Annotated in this window: 23 protein-coding genes; 14 read left to right on the top strand and 9 right to left on the bottom strand. The window is 48.0% G+C overall.

The window, feature by feature from the left end; genetic code table 11:
• Nucleotides 1–61 precede the first annotated feature (61 nt).
• From ACKRDP_RS01950 to ACKRDP_RS01970, 5 genes are read left to right on the top strand one after another with little or no spacing between them, the layout of a single operon-like run.
• Nucleotides 62–808, top strand: coding sequence for a DUF2334 domain-containing protein (locus ACKRDP_RS01950; RefSeq protein ID WP_409153068.1), 747 nt, complete (start codon nt 62–64; stop codon nt 806–808).
• Complete coding sequence (locus ACKRDP_RS01955; protein WP_409153069.1) at nt 735–2,981, top strand: glycosyltransferase; 2,247 nt, start codon at nt 735–737, stop codon at nt 2,979–2,981. Before ACKRDP_RS01950 ends, ACKRDP_RS01955 begins: the two co-directional genes overlap by 74 nt.
• Nucleotides 2,968–4,077 (top strand): glycosyltransferase, encoded by a 1,110-nt coding sequence (locus ACKRDP_RS01960; protein WP_409153070.1) that lies wholly within the window; start codon nt 2,968–2,970, stop codon nt 4,075–4,077. Before ACKRDP_RS01955 ends, ACKRDP_RS01960 begins: the two co-directional genes overlap by 14 nt.
• A complete protein-coding gene (locus ACKRDP_RS01965) occupies nt 4,055–4,501 on the top strand; it encodes a phosphate-starvation-inducible PsiE family protein (protein WP_409153071.1) in 447 nt (148 codons plus the stop codon). Before ACKRDP_RS01960 ends, ACKRDP_RS01965 begins: the two co-directional genes overlap by 23 nt.
• A gap of 24 nt (nt 4,502–4,525) precedes the next feature.
• Nucleotides 4,526–4,732, top strand: a complete 207-nt coding sequence (locus tag ACKRDP_RS01970) for a hypothetical protein (protein WP_409153072.1) — start codon at nt 4,526–4,528, stop codon at nt 4,730–4,732.
• Here ACKRDP_RS01970 and ACKRDP_RS01975 read toward each other — a convergent pair.
• The 8 genes from ACKRDP_RS01975 to ACKRDP_RS02010 are packed head-to-tail and all read right to left on the bottom strand — an operon-like array spanning nt 4,729 to nt 8,992.
• Nucleotides 4,729–5,064: an SCP2 sterol-binding domain-containing protein gene (locus ACKRDP_RS01975; RefSeq protein ID WP_409153073.1), complete on the bottom strand. Its 336-nt coding sequence runs from the start codon at nt 5,062–5,064 to the stop codon at nt 4,729–4,731. The two genes, ACKRDP_RS01970 and ACKRDP_RS01975, sit on opposite strands and share 4 nt — an antisense overlap.
• Nucleotides 5,048–5,305, bottom strand: a complete 258-nt coding sequence (locus ACKRDP_RS01980) for a hypothetical protein (protein ID WP_409153074.1) — start codon at nt 5,303–5,305, stop codon at nt 5,048–5,050. Before ACKRDP_RS01980 ends, ACKRDP_RS01975 begins: the two co-directional genes overlap by 17 nt.
• Complete coding sequence (locus ACKRDP_RS01985) at nt 5,302–5,577, bottom strand: hypothetical protein (protein ID WP_409153075.1); 276 nt, start codon at nt 5,575–5,577, stop codon at nt 5,302–5,304. Before ACKRDP_RS01985 ends, ACKRDP_RS01980 begins: the two co-directional genes overlap by 4 nt.
• Nucleotides 5,578–5,583: 6 nt before the next feature.
• Nucleotides 5,584–7,668: a heavy metal translocating P-type ATPase gene (locus tag ACKRDP_RS01990; RefSeq protein ID WP_409153076.1), complete on the bottom strand. Its 2,085-nt coding sequence runs from the start codon at nt 7,666–7,668 to the stop codon at nt 5,584–5,586.
• Nucleotides 7,665–7,868, bottom strand: coding sequence for a hypothetical protein (locus tag ACKRDP_RS01995; protein ID WP_409153077.1), 204 nt, complete (start codon nt 7,866–7,868; stop codon nt 7,665–7,667). Before ACKRDP_RS01995 ends, ACKRDP_RS01990 begins: the two co-directional genes overlap by 4 nt.
• A 12-nt stretch (nt 7,869–7,880) precedes the next feature.
• The gene (locus ACKRDP_RS02000; protein WP_409153078.1) at nt 7,881–8,195 is read right to left on the bottom strand and encodes a hypothetical protein; all 315 of its coding nucleotides are present in this window, start codon (nt 8,193–8,195) and stop codon (nt 7,881–7,883) included.
• Nucleotides 8,196–8,206: 11 nt separating this feature from the next.
• Nucleotides 8,207–8,581 (bottom strand): hypothetical protein, encoded by a 375-nt coding sequence (locus tag ACKRDP_RS02005; protein WP_409153079.1) that lies wholly within the window; start codon nt 8,579–8,581, stop codon nt 8,207–8,209.
• A gap of 36 nt (nt 8,582–8,617) precedes the next feature.
• A complete protein-coding gene (locus tag ACKRDP_RS02010) occupies nt 8,618–8,992 on the bottom strand; it encodes a CZB domain-containing protein (protein ID WP_409153080.1) in 375 nt (124 codons plus the stop codon).
• Between the two features lie 58 nt (nt 8,993–9,050).
• Between ACKRDP_RS02010 and thrB the strand changes: the two genes are divergently transcribed.
• On the top strand, nt 9,051–9,950 hold the full coding sequence (gene thrB / locus ACKRDP_RS02015) for a homoserine kinase (RefSeq protein WP_409153081.1): 900 nt from the start codon (nt 9,051–9,053) through the stop codon (nt 9,948–9,950).
• Nucleotides 9,931–10,611, top strand: coding sequence for a type III pantothenate kinase (locus tag ACKRDP_RS02020; protein WP_409153082.1), 681 nt, complete (start codon nt 9,931–9,933; stop codon nt 10,609–10,611). Before thrB ends, ACKRDP_RS02020 begins: the two co-directional genes overlap by 20 nt.
• Here the strand turns inward: ACKRDP_RS02020 and ACKRDP_RS02025 are convergent.
• Nucleotides 10,574–12,091, bottom strand: coding sequence for an HDIG domain-containing metalloprotein (locus ACKRDP_RS02025; RefSeq protein ID WP_409153083.1), 1,518 nt, complete (start codon nt 12,089–12,091; stop codon nt 10,574–10,576). The two genes, ACKRDP_RS02020 and ACKRDP_RS02025, sit on opposite strands and share 38 nt — an antisense overlap.
• 80 nt (nt 12,092–12,171) lie before the next feature.
• On the opposite strand from ACKRDP_RS02025, the gene ACKRDP_RS02030 reads away from it, so the two are divergent.
• From ACKRDP_RS02030 to pstC, 7 genes are read left to right on the top strand one after another with little or no spacing between them, the layout of a single operon-like run.
• The gene (locus ACKRDP_RS02030) at nt 12,172–12,678 is read left to right on the top strand and encodes a hypothetical protein (RefSeq protein WP_409153084.1); all 507 of its coding nucleotides are present in this window, start codon (nt 12,172–12,174) and stop codon (nt 12,676–12,678) included.
• Entirely contained in the window at nt 12,626–13,075 is a 450-nt protein-coding gene (locus tag ACKRDP_RS02035) for a hypothetical protein (RefSeq protein WP_409153085.1), read from the top strand. Before ACKRDP_RS02030 ends, ACKRDP_RS02035 begins: the two co-directional genes overlap by 53 nt.
• Nucleotides 13,072–13,602, top strand: coding sequence for a GTP-binding protein (locus ACKRDP_RS02040; RefSeq protein WP_409153086.1), 531 nt, complete (start codon nt 13,072–13,074; stop codon nt 13,600–13,602). The genes ACKRDP_RS02035 and ACKRDP_RS02040 overlap by 4 nt, the downstream gene beginning before the upstream one ends.
• Nucleotides 13,580–14,818: a HEAT repeat domain-containing protein gene (locus ACKRDP_RS02045; protein ID WP_409153087.1), complete on the top strand. Its 1,239-nt coding sequence runs from the start codon at nt 13,580–13,582 to the stop codon at nt 14,816–14,818. Before ACKRDP_RS02040 ends, ACKRDP_RS02045 begins: the two co-directional genes overlap by 23 nt.
• Nucleotides 14,811–16,577, top strand: a complete 1,767-nt coding sequence (locus ACKRDP_RS02050) for a GGDEF domain-containing protein (protein ID WP_409153088.1) — start codon at nt 14,811–14,813, stop codon at nt 16,575–16,577. The genes ACKRDP_RS02045 and ACKRDP_RS02050 overlap by 8 nt, the downstream gene beginning before the upstream one ends.
• A gap of 32 nt (nt 16,578–16,609) precedes the next feature.
• Nucleotides 16,610–17,614 carry a PstS family phosphate ABC transporter substrate-binding protein gene (locus ACKRDP_RS02055; protein WP_409153089.1) on the top strand — a complete coding sequence of 335 codons (1,005 nt, stop codon included), beginning with the start codon at nt 16,610–16,612 and terminating at the stop codon, nt 17,612–17,614.
• Nucleotides 17,611–18,534 carry a phosphate ABC transporter permease subunit PstC gene (gene pstC, locus ACKRDP_RS02060; RefSeq protein WP_409153090.1) on the top strand — a complete coding sequence of 308 codons (924 nt, stop codon included), beginning with the start codon at nt 17,611–17,613 and terminating at the stop codon, nt 18,532–18,534. Before ACKRDP_RS02055 ends, pstC begins: the two co-directional genes overlap by 4 nt.

Here is an 18,534-nt window from a genome sequence, read left to right on the forward strand (position 1 = left end):
TTAACCAAATCTTAACCAAACCTTAAAGAAATCTTAACCTTTCTGCCCTATCCTTTTACCCATGAAGCTCGCCATAGTGGAACTGCACGATGTGAGCCCCTACTACAGGGCTGAGTTTTTAGCCTCTCTTGAGCTTCTGGAGGAGGTGGGATTGCATAGATTTTCCCTCCTGGTGGTGCCCTACTTCTGGGAATGTGCACCTCTGGGAGGGGATATGGGCTTTTTAAGCCTTCTCAAAGGTCTTGATGCAGAGCTTTTGCTTCATGGCTATACGCACAGGGGCAGAAAGAGGCTTCAGCACATGCTCTGGACGGACGGGGAGGGAGAGTTTGGAGGGCTGGGACTGTCAGAAACCTATGAGAGGGTTCATGCAGGCCTGGAACTTATGGAACACTTTGGGCTAAAGACAAGGTTTTTCGTTCCGCCCGCTTGGATAGGAAACCCATATCTTGAGGACGTGCTCTATTCTCTTGGCTTTATGGGTGTGGCTTACCGCTGGCACATAAAAGACCTGAAGGCAGAAAGGGCCATAAGGTCCCCGGTCCTCACCTTCAGCAACAGGCACCTTTTTTCCTGGCTCAGCCTGAAGGTTGTCCCAAACATTGAAAAGATTTACAGCAATCATGACCTTCTCAGGCTTGCACTCCATATGGCAGATTTTAGAGATGAAAGAAAGGTAAGACTGTGGAGGGATATACTCTGCAGGATAAAAAACAGCAGGAGGTTAACCAGCTATGGGGAAATACTTGGCAAAGGCGGACCTTCACCTTCACTCAAAGGCCTCCAACCTGCCGGGGGGCTGGTTTAGCAGGCTCGTAGGATGCCCAGAGAGCTTTACAGAGCCTCTTGAGATATACAGAAGGCTAAAAGAGAGAGGCATGAGCTTTGTAACCATAACGGACCACAATACCGTAAGCGGAGTTCTTGAGATAGCTCACATGCCCGAGGTTTTCATAAGTTGCGAATATACGGTGGAGATACCTGAAGAAAGGGGTAAGGTGCACGTGCTGGTGTATGGCATTACAGAATCACAGCATCAGGACCTTCTCAGGCTCAGAGAAAACATCTACGACTTTGTCCCTTATCTCAAGTCTTATAGAATAGCCCATTCACTTGCCCATCCCCTCTACTCTGTTCAGGGCACAAGGGTGAGCAGGAGTCTTGTGGAAAAGCTTGTGCTTCTCTTTGATAACTGGGAGGTGATAAACGGAACAAGGGGTGACGGAGTCAGATACATAGAGGAGACCATAGCCCGTGCTTACGATGGATGGGACAGAATACACTATCTGGCCGAAAGGCACAGAATTGAACCTCAGAGGACAAGAGAAAGAATAGCCTTTACCGCAGGCTCTGACGACCACGGTGGTATGGATGTGGGCAGAACATGGACAGGGGTTGAGGGGGCAACCACCAGAGAAGATTTCCTGAAAGGCCTATGGGAGGGTAGAACGCAGGTGGGCACAGAAGAACTTGGCGATAAGAGGCTTCTAAATATGGTGTGTAGAGTTGGTTATGACTTTCTGAGGAGCAAAAACCATATACCCTCTGAAGTAAAGCCTATTACCGACTACCTTTTTATGCATTCAGACAATCCAGTGGTAGGTATGCTTCTGAGGAATTTTTTAAGTATAAAGGCAGAAAGGGTGGACCTCCTGAGGGAGATAGCAAAAAAGCTGCCCTCTTTTACCTTAGAGAGATTTTTGAAAAGCCCCTCACCGCAAACCATCGGGGAGCTGTGCCTGTCCCTCATGGCTCATGGCTTCCCCGCCTTTTTAAAATACGCCCAGAGAAAAGAAGAGCAGAAGATAAAGGCTCTTGGAAAGGAGTTTGGAATAGTCAACGGAAAAACACCAAAGGTTGCCTACCTTACAGATACATACCACCACATAAACGGCGTTGCAAGAAGCAATAAGCTAATAAGAGAGATAGCTCTTGAAGAAGAACTGCCCTTTACTGTGGTTATATCCAGCTCGCAGGTTATGGAGGAGGAGAACCTGGTAAACCTCCAGCCCCTTTTTGAACTGCCCACGCCCTTCTATGAAGAGTTAAGGATGGGAGTGCCCAACCTCATAGAGTTCATGGACTTTCTTGAGAGGGAGGGCTTTACTCAGGTTCACATAGCCACACCCGGACCTCTGGGTCTTATGGGCCTTCTTCTGGGTAAGCTTCTTGGTCTAAGAGTAACCTTTGCCTTCCATACGGACATACCATCTTACGCAAAAACCTACACAGGAGACTCAGAGTTGGAAGAAATGCTCTGGAAAGCCTTCCTTTTCCTCGGCAACATATCCGACAGGTTCTTTGTTCCCTCAGAACACTACAGAAAGATTTTTGTAAGCAGGGGGCTAAACTACGGCAAGATAAGCACCTTCAGGCGTGGCGTTGATACTGAGTTATTCTCCCCTGACAAGAAAAGCGACGACTTCTGGACCGAAAGGCTTGGAGTCAAAAGGCATCAGAAAGTTATCCTCTATGTAGGAAGAGTCTCAAAGGAAAAGGGTCTGGACAAATTCCTTTACGCAGCAAGATGCTTCCCTGAGGATGTTTTTGTGGTGGTGGGAGATGGTCCCTACAGGAAGGAGCTCGAAAACAAAAAGCCAAAAAACATGCACCTGGTGGGCTATATGGTGGGGGAAGAGCTTGCAAAAGCCTACGCAAGCTCTCATGTCTTTCTCTTCCCCTCTGAGACGGAGACCTATGGACAGGTGGTTCTGGAAGCGATGGCAAGCGGACTTCCAGTAATAGTTAGCTCAAGAGGTGCTTCTCACGAGCATGTGCAGGAAGGAGTGAACGGTTTTATAGCCACAAGGACAGAAGAATTCGTGGAAAAGCTCTCCCTTCTCATATCCAAAGAAGAAATGAGAAGAAACATGTCGCAGGAAGCCCTCTACTATGCAAAAAGCCTTGACATGAGAAAAACCTACATAGATTACATGTTAGCCATAGCAGGTCTCGGGAGGCTTGTCCATGAAGCTTGTTGATATAACACCTTATTTTCACAGCAGGAGCGGAGGCATAAGGAGGTATCTGCTTGAAAAAACAAAATATCTGCAGCAAAGGGGTGTGGAGCATGTGCTCATAGTTCCCGGCAGGGAGAGAAGAACATACTGCATAAATGCTACGAGAGTTTACGAACTTCCCTCCTTCCCCCTCCCCCTCACTGGAGGTTACAGGTTCTTCTCCTCTTTCTCAGAGATAAGGGAGATACTGCAGAGGGAGGAGCCTGATGTGGTGGAGCTGGGCGGAACCTACCAGCCAGTAAACCATCTCAAGTCTGAAAGATACCTGCTGAGCGTTTTCTATCACTCTGACATAAGGACTGACCTGTCCCTGCTCCCTGCTCCGGAAAGGCTCAGAAAAGCCCTTCTGGAACATACCATAAAGAAGAAGCTCTCCAGGGCAGATATGATAATTACACCCTCAAGAGTGCAGGAAGAGTTTCTTAAGGCTTCGGGGCTTGAAAATGTGGTTACGGTAAACCTTGGAGTGGACACGGATGTGTTCAACCCGTCAAAGAGAGACCCATACTTTGACAGAGCTCTGGGCATAGGTGCGGGCAAGTTTAAACTACTATACTCTGGGAGGCTTTCACCGGACAAAAACGTAGACCTTCTTCTTGAAGTTTTCCAGCACCTTGACCCTACACTTTTCCACCTTGTTGTGGCGGGGGATGGTCCTGCAAGAAAAAAGGTGGAAAAACTCACCCAGAAGCTTCCTAACCTCACTTACTTGGGATACCTTCACAGGGAGGAGGAACTTGCCAGGGTATATGCGAGCTGTGATGTTTTTGTGAGCACATCCTGCGGTGAAACCTATGGACTTGCCTTCCTTGAGGCTCAGGCATGTGGCTGTCTTCTGGTTGCCTTTGATATGGGTCTTGAAACCCAGCCCTTCAAAGAGTTTCTTGTGAGAGAGCCGACCCTGGAAGCCTTTTACGACGCAATAATTCATGCATGCAATGCCTTAAGCCTTTCCAACAGAGAAAGGCTAAGCTCCTATGTTCAGAGGCACTTTTCATGGGAATCCACCTTTGACAGGCTTCTCGGGGTTTACCGTGGAGTCCTTGCTCAGGTATAGCCAGATAGTCAACCCCTCACTTGTGCTCTACTACAGCATAAGAGTTCTCACATACGGTGTTATATTCCTCGGGCTTTTTCTGCTTCTTGTGGAAATCTTCTCCATGGAGCTCAGCTTTGAAAATCTTGTCAAGAAACTCACAATAAGGATTCTTGAACTCGTCATTCTTTATGAAATATTCAGGGCAGTGCTCGGCATATTTGAGTATCACAGGGTAAAACTTACTTTCCTTGTGGATGCCTCCATATCCTTCATGCTCAGAGAGCTTATCATAACGGTATACTCAGGAAAGCTTGATATTCATATGTCCATATCGATAGGTATCATAATGTTCATTCTGGCTCTTCTGAGGATAGTGGTAGTCAAATTTTCCCCCTCTTCAGAGACAAGGCAGGAAATACAAAAACCCTTAACAGAATCTTAACAATTCTCGGTTAAACTATTCAGCATGAAGGAGAGGATTGATAGCCTCATTCAGGAGATTGAGAGGGAGAAGGACTGCTACAGAAGGTTTCTGAGGAAAGGGGAGAGGCTCAGGAAGCGAGAAAGAGACACCTTCCTCACCGAAAAGGATAGAACCATACTGATAGAGTCCTTTGTGGTGGGTGGGCTTCTGGAAAACCTTATAACAAAGGCAGTAAACAGACTCTTTTAGAGGAGCCTCTGAAGAGTGGACAGAACCTTCTGATAGTCCCCCCTTATCCTCACTCTACCTTCAAAGATGTAGCGTAATATTCTTGAGGGTTTTTCCACGAGCCTGAGCAGGTCTCTGTAGCTAATGCTTATCACATGTCTTGCCTCTGATATTCCAGAGCTATAACGTATGCCCTCAGAGCTTATCAGAAAGTTAGCCTTTCCCGCTTCTGGGAGCTCAACTTCAAGTAAGAGTGGCTCCTGTATGTTTTTTAAAAATTCCCCGTGTGTTTCTTGAATATGATGGGCAAGGAGCTTGAGCTCCCTTACATAATCCTCAGTATTCGCTTTCAATGTGTATGACCCTTTCATCCTGAGAGAGCCTCCTGATGATATCCTCAAGAATGTCAAAAGCCCTTTCCTCTGTGGAGTATATGCCAAGAACGGCGGGGAGGAGAGGCTGGCTCATGTAAGCAACCACCTTGTAAACCAGCCTCTTCTTACCCTCTATCTCTATCTTTGCCTCCTCCACCGAAAGGGAAATGACATGGAGGGTGTTCAGATACCTTCCACTTCTTGTCCTTATAAAGTTCATCCTTCCTCTTTTTTCTCCTCTTCTTTTAGGGCTTTTTTGGCTCCTTCCACGGCACCCTCAACGGAATACCTCACAACCTTGAGAGCCTTTTCTCCTATCTCCGCCGTGGTTTTGACTATTTCCTTGCTGATATCCATAACCTTTGATAGAGCTTCAGCAGGAAGGTCTTTGAGGCTCTTTTCTTCCTCTGCCACTCCCATTTTCTTCTTGAGCTCTTCAAGCTCTGCCTTGATTCTCTCAAGCTCCTGAGCAAGGTCCCTCTTTTCTTCCATGGCTTTTCACCTCCTTTGGGGTTTTTGTAATGAATATATACCCAACAGCACGGTAGTGCCGTTGTTTATGAGGGTTGAAACAGATGGCCCGATAAGCCCCAGGGCTGAGCCTATCAGACCTATAGTATTTATAAGGCCGTTAAGCCTGTATGTGGTTTTGAGCTTCTTTACGGTGTGCTCCGCAATGTCCACCACATCCACCAGGTGCCAGAGGCTATCCCCGATGACGATGTCCGCCACCTCTATGGCTATGTCGGTTCCGCTCCTGAGGGAAATGCCCACGTCTGAGGAGGAAAGGGCTGGTGAATCGTTTACACCATCACCAACAAAGGCCACCACCCTTCCCTGTTTTTTAAGCTTTTCCACAACCTTTGCCTTCTCTGCAGGGAAAACCCTTGCGTAAAATTCTTCCAGACCAAGCTCCTTTGCCATATATCTGGCTATACCTTCGTTGTCCCCAGTGCAAAGTATGACCTTCTTACCCCTCTTTCTGAGCTCAGCAACCACATCCTTTGCCTCTTCTCTGAGTGGGTCTCTGAAGGTGAGAAGACCAACTATTTTCCTTTCCCTCACAAGATAGAGAACGGACTTCGCCTCGGAGTGAAACTTATCCACAAGGTCTCTAACTTCCTGACTTATCCTTATCCTCTTCCTTTGCATAAAACGGGTGCTTCCCAGCATGAACTTTGTTCCATTCAGCTCACCCTCTATACCCAGTCCTATGTGATACTGGGAGTTTTCTCTTGGGACAAGTTCCAGCCCCCTATCCTCTGCCAGCTTCACTATCGCCCTTGCCACCGGATGGGTTATCCTCTGTTCAAGGGAGGCGGCGTATCTGAGGGTTTCTTCTTCAGAAATCTCAAGCCCCACCACATCCTCAACCACTGGATGCCCCACCGTTAGTGTTCCCGTCTTGTCCATGACAAAGGTGTCAACCCTTGAGAGGGCTTCCAGCTTTCCACCGCTCTTTATGAGTATGCCGTAAGTGGAGGCCTGTGCCACACTGGATAGCACCGTAAGAGGCGTTGTAAGATGAATACCCGTGTGGTAGTCTATGATAAGTGTGGAGGTGAGCCTTCCCACCTGACCGCTGAGAAGGTAAGACAGCGTGCCAAGGCCAACGGTCGGCATCACAAGCCTGTTGGCGGTCTCTTCTGCCATCTTCTGTATGTTTATGGGCTCTTTTATGCTCTCCTCCACGATTTTTGCGATTTTTGCCACCACCGTTTCTTCTCCCACCTCTTCTACCCTTACGTAAAGTTTACCATCTTCAACGAAGGTGCCCGCAAAAACCTTATCGCCCACCTTTTTGTGAACCGGGTTTGACTCTCCCGTCAGGGATGCCTGGTTTACGAGAGCATCCCCTTCCTCCACTACACCGTCTGCAGGAATCTTTTCCCCGGCGTAGACAGCTATCAGGTCGCCCTTTTTAAGGTCAAGGGCCTTTATCTTTATAACCTGACCATTGCCTATAAGGAGCCATGCAGTATCCTCCTTGTAGGAGAAGAGCTTTTCAATCTTTTCATAAGCCTTTTTCTCTACCCTTTCGGAGAGGTAATCGCCAAGAGCCAGCAGGAATACCATGGTATGTGCAGAAAGTGGGTTCCCTGTGAGGCTTGCCAGCACTATGGCTGAGGAATCAAGAAAGTGAACATCAAGCTTTCTTCCTCTGAGGGAGCTTATAGCCTTTTCAAATATGGGCTTTGAGAGGAGCAGGGTCATGCCTGCGAGAAGTGGACCGGGAATTACGCCCCTCAGGAGGTATGGCAGAAAACCAGCGGTGCTCAGCATTAGCCAGCGAGATGTCCCCGTATCTTTCTTGTGAACACTCGCCCTTTCCCTTGAGAGGTCTTCAAGGAAAACATCCCTTGGTGTGTTCTCAATGTGGCTGAGAAACTCTATGAGGTCAAAGCTCTGAGGGTCATATTCAAGAATTAGTCTTCCTGAAGTTCTTGAGTAGCTTACCTTCCTTACGCCCCCAAACCTTGAAAAATAAGACTTGAGCGTTTCATCTGGATGGTGTAAATACTGAAAGAGGTATGATGTGAGCCTGAGCCTTCCAGGAGAGAGCCTTTCTACCCTGTAGGTCATTCTGTTTTGCTCTCCTGCTGAAGCTTGAGCTCAAGGGCTTTCACCATTGCCTCAATCTCTCTCTGGGTCTCTTCCAGCCTTCTCTTTTCCTTTGCCCTGTCAAGCATGTAGAAGGCAAGCACCCCAAGACCAAAGCCAAGGGCAAAACTGAAAGGACCTGAACATACTGCCTTTCCAAGTAGTGAAGTTATGTTGTTCATGTTTTCACCTCCTCACAGTCTTTCCTTTATTCTCTGCAGAATTTCTTGCTGTTTCTGGAGAACTTCAAGCTTTTTCTCCACCTCAAGCCTGTAGAGGTGCTTAGCTTCAGATACCACATCTTCCCAGAACTCCTTTCCTTCCTCAAGATTTCCCGTGAGCCACTGCTGGAAGGCTATGACCTCCTTGGTGGTGGATACAAGGAAAGGTCTTGCGTCTCTCATGAGCCTACTGAGGACCACAAGCCCTGCAATGGCACCAAAGCCATAAAGCATCATGTTGGTTGAAAGGCACCCACCTATGGTGCTTGGAATGCTGACGTTAAACATGCCTTACCTCCTTATAGCTTATTCTTTAAATATGGTATAAGAAACATACTGCAGACTGCAAAGGAAATAAGCCCCACATTCCACCCAAGAAGAGCCATGCTAAAGCCCAGCTTTACTGCAGGATGTTTCAAAAAGGGCTGAATATAAAAATGCAGGTCTTCCCTTTCCAGCTTCTGGGGTGCTCTGCCACCCTTGAGGTTTTCAATGATGTAGTGGAAAAAACTCCCTTCTCTGAACTTCACAAGAAGCGTTCTTGTGTTTTCTTTGTATTCAACCCCCTCAACCCCCTCCACCCCGTTCATGCCACGCAGAAACAGGTCCCTCTCTGCAACACTTGAGAAGTAAAGCCTTGCTTCACCTCTTCTGAGGGACACATATTCTATCATTAGGGAAGATTATAAAGTAGGATTGTTAAGATTTGGTTAAGGATAGCGGACCTCTTCGAGACCTTTTAGCATACGCTCCAGTTTCATCAGGAGATGATAAAGGGTCAGGGATGTATCCTGCATCTGCTTTACAAGGTTTTCATCGGGTTCCTTCGTGTTTATGTTCTTCCCTATCTCGTGAAACCTGCAGTGAACCTCTTCTATCTGAAGCAGCACATCCCTTATATGTTGGGGAAATTCATCTATTCTAGGCATTACGTCTCTGTAGAAGGTCTGCCCAAAGGCACAGCAGTTCTCTTTTGTATCCCTGCAACACTCCTTATGGTTAAAGTCTTTTCTATTTTCTATGGCCCTCTTAAGCCTCTTCAGATAAAGCTCATGCTGTGCCAGATAAAACCTCACATCTATCACAGTGCTCGCTCCAGCCCGCATTAAATTATAACAAACAAGCAGTGTTAAAATTTTCTGCATGTTTAAAATCGTAGTTCCCGCCAGCACCAGCAACTTTGGCTCTGGCTTTGATACCTTTGGGCTTGCACTAAGCCTCTATAACGACTTCATGGTGGAATTTTCAGAGGAATACTCGGTTGAAATTGAGAGCGAAGGTGGCCATCTGCCGAGGGACAGAAACAATCTCTTTATAAAGGCATACGCAAGGGCATGTCAGCTGTCAGGAATACCAGAAAAACCCATAAGGCTCAAACAGTTAAACAGGGTGCCCACCGCAAGGGGTCTTGGTTCATCAGCCACCGCCATAGTAGGAGGCATTTCTGCCTTTGAAGTTCTCCACCATGTAAAGTTAAGCCTTGAGGATAAACTCAGGATTGCCTTTGAGTTTGAGCCTCATCCTGATAACCTGCTTCCTGCTCTTCTTGGGGGCTTCGTGGTGTGTGCAGGCTCTGAGGAAGGGGTGAAGTTTCTCAGGCTTGACTTTCCTGAGGAGCTAAAGGTTGTGGTCTGCATTCCCCATTTTGAGCTCTCCACTCAGAAGGCAAGGGAGGTGTTAAAGAGGGAGGTTTCTCTGAAAGATGCAGTCTTTAACCTTCAGAGGTCTGCCCTCTTTGTGGGGGCGTTGCTTTCTGGCAGGTTTGACCTCCTGAGGGAAGCGGTAAAAGACAGGCTTCATCAACCCCACAGGGCTGAGCTCATACCCGGGTTCTGGAAAGTCATGGAAAGTGCCTATTCTGCAGGTGCGGTGGCCCTTTTCCTGAGCGGTGCAGGACCCTCCATAGCGGGTCTATGTCTTAAAAACTGCGATGGGGTGGGAAAAGCTATGGTGGAAGCCTTCAGAGAAAGGGGAATAAGCTCAACATACATGGTGCTCTCTTCATCTCGGGAGGGTGTAAGGGTTGAAAATCCTGACCCTTGATGTGGGGAACACATCGGTGGACGCCTGCCTTTTTGAGGGCACTCTCTCCTACCTTGGAAAGTTTAGACATACAGACCTTCCCAGAGTTGAAGCGGACATGGTGCTCGTGTCCTCTGTCAGACCTTCTGCCAATGCCCTTGTGAAAGAAGTCTATCCGGAGGCAAAGTTCATAAAGGCGGAGCATGTGCCCGTCAGGACTGCCTTTGAGGGAAAGGAAAGGGTGGGCGTTGACAGGCTTCTCAACCTCTTTGGTGCTGTAAGGCTATACGGTGAAAACGTGGTGGTCGCCAGCCTTGGGACTGCTCTTGTGGTTGACCTTGCGGTGGATGGCGTCTTTCAGGGTGGCTTTATAACCCTCGGGATTGGCTCTGGGCTTGAGTGCCTGTCCCAAAGGGCAGAGCTAATACCACCTCTGACCTTCAAAAGGGTTCACCCAGACATAGGCACGGATACGGAAAGCGCCATCCTTGGAGGCTTCATAAAGCAGAGCATGCACTTTTTGAGGGGATGCCTCAGCGAATGGCAGGAGCTTTATGGCAGAAGCCTCAGGCTGGTGATAACGGGTGGCGATGGCTGGCTTTTTGAGGAAGTGGGCGTTTACGACCCCCTTCTCATTCACAGGGCTATGCTTCTTCTCTATAGCCCTTTACAAACTCTATAGCCTCCTCCTTTGTCCTTACCCTCCCATCCAGCTGTGCCTCCTCGAGAGCCTTCTTTATCCTCCCGACCTGTGGTCCCGGCTCAATGCCCAGAAGCTCCATTATCTCCCTGCCGTCAAGGAGAGCTTTTACTGGCATCCTTGAGAGTCTGACTCTTCTGAAGCTTACAAGGTCATGGATTGTCTCAAGAAGTCTCTTTATTTCCACCTCCTCATCACCGCTCCCGAGGGCGTCCGCAATGGCGTGAAGGAAAAGGTGGGGTGCTATATCTCCACACTCTCTCCAGAAGTTTGCCCTTCCTCTATCGGTGAGCTGACCCTTAAAGAGAGACTCTCTTAGGTAGAAGGGTCTGAGGTGTTCCCTTACAAGCTTTGCTACAAACTCTGTGGCATGTTCCCCCCACCTGTAGGTTTTCCCGTATTCTCTTACCATGTCCGCACCCAGCTTATCGTGGTTGTAGAAGGTGACCTTGCCCTCTCTCACCTCAAAGGTATGGGGCTTTGCAAGGTCATGAAAGAGGGCTGAAAGCTTGAGAAGCTCAAGGTCAGAAAACTCACCGAGCACCTCCATCCTTCCAAAGTCCTCAAGAAGCTCTGCAGGCAGATACCTGTCCCGTTCTTCTATAACCCTCTCCAAGAACTCCAGCACCTTAAAGACATGCTCCTCAAGGGGATAAACATGATGCTCACCCTGGTCCTTTACCTCCTTCCAGCGGGCTGTGTCTGGAAAAAGCGTCTGCAGGACGCCGTGCGCGTATAGCTCCCTGAGAACTCTGTAGCTGCCGGAAGCTCTCAGAACCTTAAAGAGCTCAAGGGTAATCCTCTCCGCCGGAGCCCTCCTGAGCAGATGCCCCTTTTCCCTCACAAAGCGGTAAAAATCCTCCGTGAGCTCCAGCCCTTTTTCTACCGCAAGGCGAAAGCCCCTGAGGATCCTGACCGGGTCTTCTTCGAGGTTTTTCAGAAATACGGGTCTCAAAAGCCCTCGCTCCAGGTCCTCCACGCCATGGGCGGGGTCGTAAATCAGAGTTTGCTTTGCTCCAATGCTGAGCACATCGTCAATACTCACTGCCATGGCGTTGGCGGTAAAGTCCCTCGAGAGCAGGTCTTCCACCAGAGCCTTCTCCACATCTCTACCCTTTATCTGGGCAAAGTCAAACCTGTATTTGTAGGGACCAAGCCTGAGAACCACAGTCGCTATGGTGGGTCTCTTTATGAAGAGCCCCTTCTTCTCAAACTCAAAGTAAGAACCGCCTATTCTCTCCGCCAGCCTTTTTGCGGTCTCTCTGGGGTCGCAGGTCACAAGAAGGTCCACATCTATATGGTATCCCACAGACTCTCCCAGAAGCCTGTCTCTAACCCACCCACCCACTATAAAACAGAGTGCTTCCCTTGGAAGAACCCTTGCAATATCGTCAAAGTAAGTCATGTAAAAGTTGAGCCCGTGGGCTGTGTGTTTTATGCCCTTCTCAAAGAGGACATCCATGGGACTTAAATATATGCAGTCTTCTTCTTAACGAAAACTTAACACTCTGGGGGTAAACTCATAGACAAAGGAGGAAAGCCATGGAGCTTTTCAAAAATCCTCAGGGACTTCTGGAAATTGTGACGGAGCAGGTGGGTCTTATCGGTGGGGAGATGGCCGGAAAAACCTTCCGCAGGCTTGTGGAAGAGCTCAATGGGACAGACCCGCTCGTAGCCATAGAGAGAAGCATCTCATACATCTTTGACCGGGCTGGAAGCGTGCTTATGGGACATATAGGCAGGAGGGTTGCCCTTGAATCTCAGGCTCTTCACAACTTCTTCGGGCTTCCTACCAATGACTACAGGCTCAGCATGGAACTGAAATATCCCATAATTGACACTTTGAAAAACAATGGTATAGAGCCCACGAGAGGAATGCTGTGCTCTCTCTGCAAAGGTTACATGCAGGGGACTGCAGAAAGGATAAACCTTGGCAATCTCAGGGAGGTAGTTCACAGGGAGGGCGTATGCCAGTTTTTCTTTGGAGGTGAAGAAAATGGACCTGCTGGACTACAGCCTGAGCCAGCAAGAGCTGGAGGAAATAACTAATAGGCTTCAGGATTTTAAAAACTCCCTTTTTCTTGAGCTTGTGGTGCTTATGGACGATGGGGGGAGGCTTGTGAGCTATGCACCCTACGTGGATACTCTAAAACCCATGGTTCAGCGGGTCGCCATCGTAGGTGCGGCGGTTGTGGGTGCGGTGGACCAGCTTGAGCATGTGATATCTTCCAAGAGAAACATGTATTTCTCTGGAGTAGACAAGAACATGTATGTGCACGTGATAGACCAAAAGTTTCTGCTTGCATCGGTCTTTAATCATAAGGTTCCTCTCGGAAGCGTCAAGCTCATGAAAGAAAGACTGTCAAGAGAGATAGGGGAAATACTTAAAAGGGCGAGAAGCAGAAACCAGAAAAAGGTGGTAAGGTTTGAGGACCTTGCTATATGAACCTGCGCATACTTTACCACGGACTTGGTATGGCGGGCAAAACCACAAACCTTGAAAAGCTCAGGGAAATATATGCCTCCTTTGTAAATGACAGGCTTCATCAGCAGACCACCGAAGGCAGGACCGTTTACCTTGACATACTCGCTCTTAACCTCAAAACAAAGACAGGTAATGAAGAGGTAGAGGTGAGCCTTTTCACCACTCCAGGACAGGAAAGGTTCAAAATTCTCAGAAAGTGGATATTTGGACATGTGGATGGGCTTGTGATGGTGTTAGATTCCTCCAGAAGTCTTGAGGAGAATCTCAAGGCTTACCAGGAGCTGGAAGAATACGGACTTACTTCCCTGCCGGTAGTGGTTCAGGCGAACAAGCGGGATGCAGACAACCCCATTCCTATGGAAGAAATATCAAGGGCCTTTGACGGCCTTAAAGTGCTGGAAGCGATTGCGAAGGATGGGCTGGGTGTTGCAGAGACTTTCAGGGCAATTATCAGGGAGGTTCTCCATGCAAAGGCTCATGCTGGCTGAGCTAAGCCTCAAGCTCAGGCCTCTTTATGGACCCTTTCACAGGGACATGGTGAACGTCTCATGGCTCACGGAAACGGTTAGCAGTTCTCTCAGGTCAGGCTACTTTATGCTTCAGAGTCTGGAAGGACTTGAGTTCGTTCCAGTGCTTGAAGGAAGGTTAAAAGGTGCTCTGTCAGAAGAATTTGAGCTTATTAGCTTTTACTCCACACTTGAAAACTTCGTTGTGCATGCTTTTGAACTTTACGAGAAGTATCGTCTTCCACTTTACAGCGACAGACCCCTCTGGGTGAACTTAGAGAGCATAAACTTCAACATAAGGGAGTTTTTTAAAAAACTTCAAGATTTTGAGGTCACAGGCTTTATGCTGGTGGACAACAGGGTAAAGCTCATAAGGGGAACACTGCTTTTGCAGAAAGGCTTGGTGGTGGGAGCCCATTACGCAGAAGAAAGTGGCAGGAACGCTCTCGTAAAGATTATTGAGGACCTCGGCAAAGACATGTGCTCCATGAAGGTGTATGAGATACCCGAGGAGCTACTTTCCTTTCTCTTACTTGACTGTGAACTTGCCGGTCTGTATCAGAGCTTTGAAGACGTGCCTTTCAAAAGCCTTTCTGGAACTGCTATTGTGGTAAGCGTATCGCCTGAAAAGTATGGATACCTTATTTTCTCTCAGGGTGAGGAGGTTTTCAGCGAAGGCTTTGAAGAAGACGCACCCTTTTATGAGCTTTTGCTACCTTCAGGAGTTGTGGCATCCGTGGAACCCATGAACCCTCTTGAATTTATTCCCGATGACAGAAGTTTAAGGATAGTAAAGTATGACCCAGAACATCCCATACTCTACTTCTGCCCAGCCTGCTGGAGCACCGTTTCAAAGGACGATAAAGTGTGTCCTAACTGCGGATATGACCTTACAGAGTTCCATCAGCTTCCATACGAATACAAGCTCATAATGGCCCTTGAACATCCAGTGAAGGACATGAAAAAGAACGTTATATACACAGTGGGAAGAAAAGACTTAGAGCTTGCCCTGCCTCACTTTGAGCTGATGGTAAACAGGGAAACAGACCCCATAATACTTATGGAGATTGCGGACGCTCTTTCGAGGATGAGCTCGCCAGAAGCCACAAACCTCCTGAGAAAACTGGCGCAGCACCGCTACCCTGTGGTGCGTTCAAGGGCTATCATGCACCTTCAGAAGAGAATCAGCGATGTATAACACTGGGTTAAAATCCCTTGTAAAAAGGGAGTTTCTTGAAAGAATAAAGATAAAGCCCCATTATCAGCCCATAGTAGACTTGAGTTCGGGAGACATACACGGCTACGAGGCACTGAGCAGGTTTGAGCTGGATGGGAAGAACTTTAGTCCATTGAAAATCTTCAGCATGGCTAAGGATATTGACGCAGCATCGGAGCTTGACCTTATGTGCAGGAAAGTTGCCCTTGAAAACTTTCCAAGGGACCTGAAGGGCAAACTCTTCCTGAATGTATACCCATCCTATCTTGTGTCTGAATACATGGGGAAGGGGCACACCATGAGCTATGTGCTTGAGTCTGGCTTTAATCCCCGCAGCGTAGTCCTAGAACTCACAGAAGCAGAAAAGGTGCAGGATATGAGGCTTTTAAAGGGTGCCCTAAGCCACTACAAGGATATGGGCTTTCATGTTGGCATAGACGACATAGGCACGGGCTTTAACTCCCTTGAACACCTCTTAAACCTTGAGGGGCTACTAGACTACGTAAAGCTTCCGAGGGAGCTTATAAATGGCGTTTCAAGAAGCAAAATAAGACATAGTCTTATAAAGGTTCTTACGGAGGTGTCCCTCAGTATAGGTGCAAGGCCCATATACGAGGGGCTCGAAAAGCAAGAAGACCTTCTTGTGCTCTGTCAGGACTTTGACGCCCACCTCTTTCAGGGTTTCTACTTCTCATTACCCCTTTCTCCAGAAGATTTGAGAAACTTCAAGCTGGAGGCGAGACTGTGTCTGTGTTCTCAGGATAAGGGTCTGCACGGCGTAGACTTGCGTATCCTCCATGTTAAAGGTGAGGAGAAGTTTGGCTCATTTCTGGAAAGAGTAGAAGAGTTTCAGGACAGGTATACTCTTCTGGATATGGATGGAAACTTATACCTTCTTGACCTGTGGAAGTTAAAAAGCCAGCTTAACCACATAAAAAGGAACCTTTATTACTACAGGAACATCAGAGAAGCTACAGGTCTTATGAAGGAGGTCTTTGTGAGCGTTGAAAACCTACCAGAGGTAGACACGAGCAATTCTAACTTAAGGAACCTCTTTGACCTGGTTACCTCCTCAGACTGGGAGGTTTTTGTCCTTGGAAAGGGGAATGGTGCTCTGAGGGTGATTGAAAAGCATAACCTTATAGACTACCTTCACATGAAGCTCACAAAGGAACTTCTTGAGAGCAACCCCCTAACCCAACTGCCAGGAAACAGGTCTATAGAGGAGACCATAAAAAGACTGGGAAATTCTGGCTATGACTTCTATGTCTGTTATCTTGACATAGACAACTTTAAAGCCTTTAACGACGCCTACGGTTTTTATGCGGGGGACCAGATGATAAAAAAGGTGGGCTTTCTGCTCAAAAACTTTGAGAGCGAGAACGTTGGCAGGGTCTTTGTAGGGCATGTAGGAGGAGATGACTTTGTCCTTATACTCTGGGATACTGCCCTGGAGGATGTAAAAGGCAAACTATTTGAGCTATTAAAGAACCTGAAGGCGAACCTCCTTGAGTTTTACAGTCCTGAAGACATACAGAGAGGCTACTTTATGGCAAGGAGCAGGGAGGAGGAAATAAGAGAGTTTCCCCTGGCGGATGTTTCCATGGTGCTCGTGAAGGGCTCTCCTGACCCACTGGACATATCCAGAAGGTCTGCTCAGCTCAAGAAGAAAGCAAAGTCTGTAAGAGGCAGTGTGCTTGTGGTGGAGGGTCTTAACGAAATCTTAACAATTGACCTGTAAACTTATAGCAAAATCCTTAAGGAGGTGCTAAAATGAGAAAGAGGATGCTCAAGACGGCTGTCCTTTCAATGGGAGCTATAGCTCTCATGTCAGTGCCTGCCAAGGCACAGCAGGTAATCAAGATTGACGGCTCTTCCACCGTCTATCCCATAACGGAGGGCGTGGCAGAGGAGTTCCAGAAGGCTAAGAAGGGTGCGGTAAAGGTCACTGTGGGTATCTCCGGAACAGGTGGTGGCTTCAAGAAGTTCTGCAGAGCTGAAACAGACATATCCAACGCCTCAAGGCCCATCCTTGCAAAGGAGATGGAGGAGTGCAGGAAGAACGGCGTTCAGTATATTGAGCTCCCAGTGGCCTACGACGGTCTTGCCGTGGTGGTAAACCCCAGAAACAACTGGGCAACATGCATGACGGTGGAACAGCTGAAGGAAATCTGGAAGCCCGAGTCTCAGGGCAAAAAGTTCATGTGGTCAGACCTTGACCCCAAATGGCCCAGAGAAGAGATAAAGCTCTGCGGTCCTGGCTCTGACTCTGGAACCTTTGACTACTTTACGGAGGCAATAGTGGGTAAAGCAAAGGCTTCAAGGGGTGATTACCTTGCCTCCGAAGATGACAATGTGCTGGTGCAGTTTGCCCAGAGGGAAAGGGGAGCCATATGCTACTTTGGACTTGCCTATGTGGAAGAGAACAAGGGTAAGGTGAAGGCAATTCAGATTAAGAACCCCAAGACGGGTCAGTGTGTGGCACCCACTTATGATACAGTTCAGAAGGGTACCTATCAGCCCCTTTCTAGGCCTCTCTTCATATACGTGAACGCAAAGGCAGTTCAGGAAAGACCTGAAGTCAGAGAGTTTGTGGAGTTCTATCTTAAAAATGCTGGAAAGATATCCAAGCAAGTGGGCTACATAGCACTACCCGACAGAGCTTATAAACTTGCCGAGGAAAGGTTCAACAAGAGAGTGCTTGGCACCGTCTTTGGCGGTGAGCCCGAGGTGGGTTTGACAATAGATGAGCTCCTCAAGAGGGAAGCCAAGCAATGACCCTTTCTCTTGGTGCAAAAAAGGCAATAGACATCGCCCTGTATGCCTTCCTTATGGTGATGGGGGCGGTGTCGGTCTTTGTAACCTTTGCCATAGTATGGGTTCTCGTTGGAGACACGATAAAGTTCTTCACCCACCCCGAAGGGGGTGGCTTCCCCACCTCCCTTATAAGGTTTTTTACGGAAACACAGTGGACGCCCACCTTTTACAACAAACAGATAGGCATATGGCCGCTTGTCAATGGCACCTTTTTGATAGCTCTTATATCCATGATAGTGGCTGTTCCCCTTGGAATAGCGGTTGCAGTTTATTTGAGTGAGTATGCAAGCTGGAAGGTGAGAGAAACAGTAAAGCCTTGGCTTGATTTTCTTGAGGCTGTTCCTACAGTTGTTTATGGCTACTTTGCCCTCCTGCTGGTTACACCTGTTCTTCAGAAATTCTTTTCCCTCTTTGGTATAGCCATGGAAGGTATGAACGCCCTGTCTCCTGGAGTAGTCATAGGAATAATGATACTTCCCTACACCGCCTCCATGATAGAGGATTCTTTCAAAGGAGTCCCCCAGTATCTCAGGGAGGCATCTTATTCACTTGGGGCTTCGAAGCTCAGGACTGCCCTTCTTGTAGTCCTTCCCGCTGCAAAGTCAGGGGTGCTTTCAGCATATCTTCTTGGCTTTTCAAGGGCAATAGGTGAAACTATGGTGGTGGCTGTGGCCGCTGGCATGTATCCCCAGATTACTGCCAATCCCCTCCAGCCCATACAGACCATAACTGGATACATCGTTCAAGTGGCCCTTGGAGACCTGCCCTTTGGCTCCTTTGAGTATCTTTCCATATTTGCTGCGGGTTTTACACTCTTTGCTATTACGCTCCTTCTAAATTCCATAGCGGTTTATCTGAAATCTAAAGCAGTGGGGTATTAA

Origin of the sequence: Pampinifervens navoyensis, assembly GCF_046159715.1 — a bacterium.
Classification (GTDB): Bacteria; Aquificota; Aquificia; order Aquificales; family Aquificaceae; genus Pampinifervens.